Below are 4,912 nucleotides of genomic sequence, written 5' to 3' on the forward strand. Positions count from 1 at the left end.
CCCCGGCTGAGCCCGCTCCGGCCACCCCGTAGTTGGGCGCGGCGTCCGCGCCGCACCGATTCACAAAAAAGAGAGCCTCGTGCGATTGGCGCGAGGCTCTTTTTTTGGTCAAACCGCTTACGCGCGCCGCTTGGGCCGCGGCACGCTCCTCCCCCCCTTACGCCCACGGCGACGCTCCTTGTCGTCCCCCCGCGCCGTCGCAGCCTCAACCGGCTTGCCAATCTCGTCGCGCATCCGGGTGATGCGGTCGCGCAGCGTCGCCGCCCGCTCGAACTCCATGTTCTGCGCGGCCTCCAGCATCTCCGCTTCCAGCTCCGACAAAAACTCCTCGGTGATGTACTGGGTTTCGTCGGTGCGACCGACCGCCGCATTGGCCTGCGCGTGGGCCGCCGCCTCGGCCTCAATGCCCGCGCGAATGCTCTTCTTCACCGTTTGCGGCGTAATGCCATGTTCGCGATTGTACGCTTCCTGCAACGCGCGGCGGCGCTGCGTCTCCTCGATGGCGTTCTGCATCGAAGCCGTCACCACGTCGGCGTACAGAATCACCTTCGCGTTGACATTGCGGGCGGCGCGGCCAATCGTCTGCATCAGCGAAGTCTCGCTGCGCAAAAAGCCCTCCTTGTCGGCGTCGAGAATCGCCACCAGCGAGACTTCTGGCAGATCGAGTCCCTCACGCAGCAAGTTGATCCCCACCAAGGCTTCAAACCGCCCTTGCCGCAGATCGCGCAGCAAATCGACCCGCTCAAATGCGTCCAATTCGCTGTGCAGCCATTTGCACAACACTCCCTGCTCGTTGAGATAGTACGAAAGATCCTCCGCCAGACGCTTGGTGAGCGTGGTCACCAGCACCCGCTCTCCCACCGCGGATCGCTCCCGAATCTGCGTCAGCAGATGAGGCACCTGACCTTTGGCCGGCACCACTTCAATCACCGGGTCGAGCAGGCCCGTGGGGCGAATCACTTGCTCGACTACTTCTCCCCCGGTTTGCTCCAGCTCATACGGGCCCGGTGTCGCCGAGACGTAAACCACCTGGCCGATCCGCTCCACCCACTCGTCGAACTTGAGCGGCCGGTTGTCAAGCGCGCTGGGCAACCGAAAGCCATGCTCGACCAGCGTGCCCTTGCGGCTTTGGTCGCCCGCGTACATTGCCCGTACTTGCGGCACGCTGACGTGCGATTCGTCGACAATCAGTAAGTAATCGTTGGGAAAGAAATCGTACAACGTGTTCGGCGCGGCCCCCGCCGGACGGCCGCTGAGATGCCGGCTGTAGTTCTCTATGCCCGGACAATAGCCCACCTCCATCATCATCTCGATGTCGAAACGGGTGCGGGCCGACAGCCGCTGCGCCTCCAGCAACTTGCCTTGATGCCGAAAGAGCTCTAGCCGCTCGGCCAACTCCTGGCGAATGGAGTCGACCGCTCCGGCGATGCGGTCCTCGGGCATGACAAAGTGCTTGGCCGGATAAATGAACAACTCCTGGCGGCGTTCGATAACCTCGCCGCTGGTGGGATTGATGAGCGAGAGCTCCTCGACCTCGTCCCCCCAAAACTCGACACGCACGGCGAATTCTTCATACGCTGGCCAAATCTCGACCGAGTCGCCCCGCACGCGAAACTTGCCCCGCGCGAACTCAAAGTCATTGCGGTCATAATGAATGTCGATCAGCTTGGAGAGCATCTGATCGCGATCGGTCGATTCTCCCTTCGTCAGGCCCACCATCATCGCGCGGTAATCGTCGGGCGATCCCAAGCCGTAAATGCAAGACACGCTGGCCACGATCACCACATCGCGCCGGCTGACCAGCGCGCTAGTGGCCGCCAGCCGCAACCGATCGATCTCGTCGTTGATCGAAGCGTCTTTTTCGATATAGATGTCGCGCTGCGGAATATAGGCTTCGGGCTGGTAGTAGTCGTAATAGCTCACAAAGTAATGCACCGCGTTGTGCGGAAAGAACTCCTTGAACTCCGAGTACAACTGCGCGGCCAGCGTCTTGTTGTGCGACAAGACCAGCGTTGGCCGTTGCAACGCGTTGATCACGTTGGCCATGGTGAACGTCTTGCCCGAGCCAGTCACCCCCATGAGCACCTGATGCTTGCGCTGGGCGCTAATGCCCGCCAAGAGCGATTCGATCGCCTGCGGCTGATCGCCTGCCGGCGGCCAGGGACTGACAAGCTGAAACGTCACGGGGTACCTCGTTGTTGCGGTTCGACAGGCGCCAACCAATCATTATTGGCGCTTGCGCGTCATGGTCCAGCGACCATCTCGCGATCGGCGATCGGCGCCAAATGCGGCATCATGCGTTCCAAGGTGCGTGGCCCAATGCCGGGCACGCGCCGCAGCTCGTCCAGATCTTGAAACGGCCCCTCCACGCGGCGCGACTCAACGATCCGCCGCGCCAGCGTCTGGCCAATCTCCGGAAGCTGTGCCAACTCTGGCCAATCGGCCTGATTGATGTCGACGACAAACCGAATCGACCGCCGCGGCGCCTCGTCGATATCGATCAGCCGCTCCCCCCGCCAGGCATGATTCGCCCAGTATCCGGCCAGAAAGACCAGCGCCAAGGCAACGAGCGCCGCGACCGTCGCCTGGTCGGCTGCGCGCAATACCAGCCGCAGTCCCAGCTCGCGCGGCGGTTTGCGAGGCGATTCTGGCACCAACCACTCCGTAAAAACCCCAGTACAGCGGCTGTGCGGCACATAGCTCGCGGCACGGCGATCGACGATTCGCGGTTTCTGGTTTACCGCCCGCTTCTCCGTGGGCGGCAGGGCATTATCGCCGCCAGTCGCCGCGGCGCAAATTGGTTTTCTCGCCGGAATCCTCTCTCACCTCCAACCGTCGGCCACTTGACCACGCGCCAAAGCCCAACGTACGGTGGGCGGATGCAACGCGACTTTCAGCAACTTACTTGGGGCCCGCCGCTCGAAGAGGACTGGCAAACCTTGCTGGCCTTGGCCGTGCGCGAGGATTTATCCCGCGTCTACGATTGGACCACCGTGGCTCTCGTTCCAGCAGGCGCCACGGGCCGCGCCGACGTGGTGGCGCGGCAGGCGGGCGTGATCGCCGGCCTGCCAGCCGCGCGCTTGGCGCTGGCGGAGTTCGATCGCCAGAGCCAATGGCGGCAGCGGGTCGAAGATGGCGCCAGGGTGGATCGCGGCGAAACGCTCGCAGAGATCGAAGGCCCTGCCCGCCACCTGCTAACCGCCGAGCGAACCATGCTCAACGTCTTGGGCCGGTTGTCGGGCATCGCCTCGCTCACGCGGCAATACGTCGACGCCGTTGCCGGCTCGCAGGCGCGCATCTACGATACGCGCAAAACAACCGCCGGTTGGCGCCGCTTGGAGAAGTACGCCGTGCGGATGGGTGGCGGCTGCAACCACCGCATGGGCCTATACGACGCCGTTTTGATCAAAGACAACCATCTGGCATTGGGACAAGAGATCGCCAGCTACAATCCGGCCGACGCCGTGATCAAGGCCCGCCAGTTTTTGATCCTGTTTCGCGAGACGAACCCCAAGGCCTGGCCCGAACTGCCGATCATCGAGGTCGAGGTCGACTCGCTCGAACAACTTCAGCAGGTCCTGCCGGCACAACCCGACATTGTGCTGCTCGACAACATGTCCCCCGCACAATTGCGCCAAGCGGTACGACAACGCAATGAGGCAGCGCCAGACGTGGAGTTGGAGGCGTCCGGGGGCGTCAATCTTGCCACCGTTGGCGAAATTGCGGCCTCTGGCGTCGATCGAATCAGCGTTGGCGCCCTGACACACTCGGCGCCCGCCTTCGATGTGGCGCTCGATTGGCGCTAGGCCGGCGTCAAACACAGCCGGCATTTGACAGCGGCCGCGCACAACCTAACTTTGCTGCGCACCTGCGCCTCGGGGAGGGACGTGGGTCACGCGCAGCGGGGAAAGCTGGAAGCACGAGGGGACCCCGCTGCGTTTTTTTATGCGCGAGTCGCCCACCGGCGAAAAAAAATAGTCCGCGCTAAGAAAATCTCGCCCGTGCGCCCCAGTGACCGGCGCATCGCTGGCCCCAGGTGGCCAGCGTGAGAACCCGTCTTAACCCCGCGCGGTGACCAGGCGGCCACGGCGAGCGCGACGCTCGGCGCGCAAACGGGCGCGGCGGCGGGTGTCGCTCGGCTTCTCGTAATATTCCTTGCGGCGCATTTCCTTCTTGATTCCGCTGCGCTCAACCAGCTTGCGGAAGCGGCGCACCGCCTCATGAATCGATTCGCTTTCGCGAACCTTCAACTTTACCACAAGTCCTCCTCGTTGCTGGAAACCCTATCGACACAACTACATCGGTCCCGGCGGACCGAGCGAAACCGATAATTTACACCGATCGCGTAGCCGCTGTCTATCCTGACAATGCCCCAAATCAGCAGCAATTCTGCTCCCTGATATTCTATAACGGTTTTTTGGCGTCCCGTCCGTCAATCGGTCTGCCCATCGCAAAGGCCATCGGGTCCCTATGTCGACTGCACCGCCCCTCTCCGAACCGCTGCCGCAGGTCAAACCGCTCCATATCGGGCCGGTGGTGGTCGATCCCCCCGTGTTGCAAGCGCCGATGGCCGGCTTCACCAACTACGCGTATCGCCAGATTGTCCGCCAGTTTGGCGGCGCCGGCCTGCAAGCCACCGAAATGATCAGCGCCCGCGGGTTCGTCTCGCTGGAGAAGCACGAGCAGGAATTGCCCGACCGCCTGTGGGGCGTGGCCGACGAACCGCGACCGTTGGCCGTGCAGATCTGGGACAACGACCCGGCGATTCTCGCCGAGGTCGGCGCCGAACTCGCGCACGAGTTTCGCGTCAGCGTGGTCGACATCAACTTCGGCTGCCCTGTGAAGCAAGTCACCGAAAAAGCGCACAGCGGATCGTATCTGCTCAAGCATCCTGATCGGGTCGCGGCGATCG

The 4,912-nt window shown here is 63.0% G+C and carries 5 protein-coding genes; 2 read left to right on the plus strand and 3 right to left on the minus strand.

Features of this window, described 5'->3' with window-relative positions; genetic code table 11:
* Positions 1-117 precede the first annotated feature (117 nt).
* Together uvrB and K1X71_21000 are read right to left on the minus strand one after the other, a co-directional pair.
* Positions 118-2,184 carry an excinuclease ABC subunit UvrB gene (gene uvrB, locus K1X71_20995; GenBank protein ID MBX7075626.1) on the minus strand — a complete coding sequence of 689 codons (2,067 nt, stop codon included), beginning with the start codon at positions 2,182-2,184 and terminating at the stop codon, positions 118-120.
* Between the two features lie 59 nt (positions 2,185-2,243).
* Positions 2,244-2,654, minus strand: a complete 411-nt coding sequence (locus K1X71_21000; GenBank protein MBX7075627.1) for a helix-hairpin-helix domain-containing protein — start codon at positions 2,652-2,654, stop codon at positions 2,244-2,246.
* Positions 2,655-2,879: 225 nt separating this feature from the next.
* Here K1X71_21000 and nadC point away from each other — a divergent pair, with 225 nt between their 5' ends.
* A complete protein-coding gene (gene nadC, locus K1X71_21005) occupies positions 2,880-3,806 on the plus strand; it encodes a carboxylating nicotinate-nucleotide diphosphorylase (protein ID MBX7075628.1) in 927 nt (308 codons plus the stop codon).
* A 252-nt stretch (positions 3,807-4,058) separates the two neighbouring features.
* Here nadC and rpsU read toward each other — a convergent pair whose 3' ends face one another.
* Entirely contained in the window at positions 4,059-4,259 is a 201-nt protein-coding gene (rpsU, locus tag K1X71_21010) for a 30S ribosomal protein S21 (GenBank protein MBX7075629.1), read from the minus strand.
* Between the two features lie 211 nt (positions 4,260-4,470).
* Between rpsU and K1X71_21015 the strand changes: the two genes are divergently transcribed.
* The coding region (locus K1X71_21015; GenBank protein ID MBX7075630.1) for a tRNA-dihydrouridine synthase family protein at positions 4,471-4,912 on the plus strand (442 nt) is incomplete at its 3' end.

The sequence above is a fragment of the Pirellulales bacterium genome (assembly GCA_019694455.1).
Lineage (GTDB): Bacteria > Planctomycetota > Planctomycetia > Pirellulales > JAEUIK01 > JAIBBY01.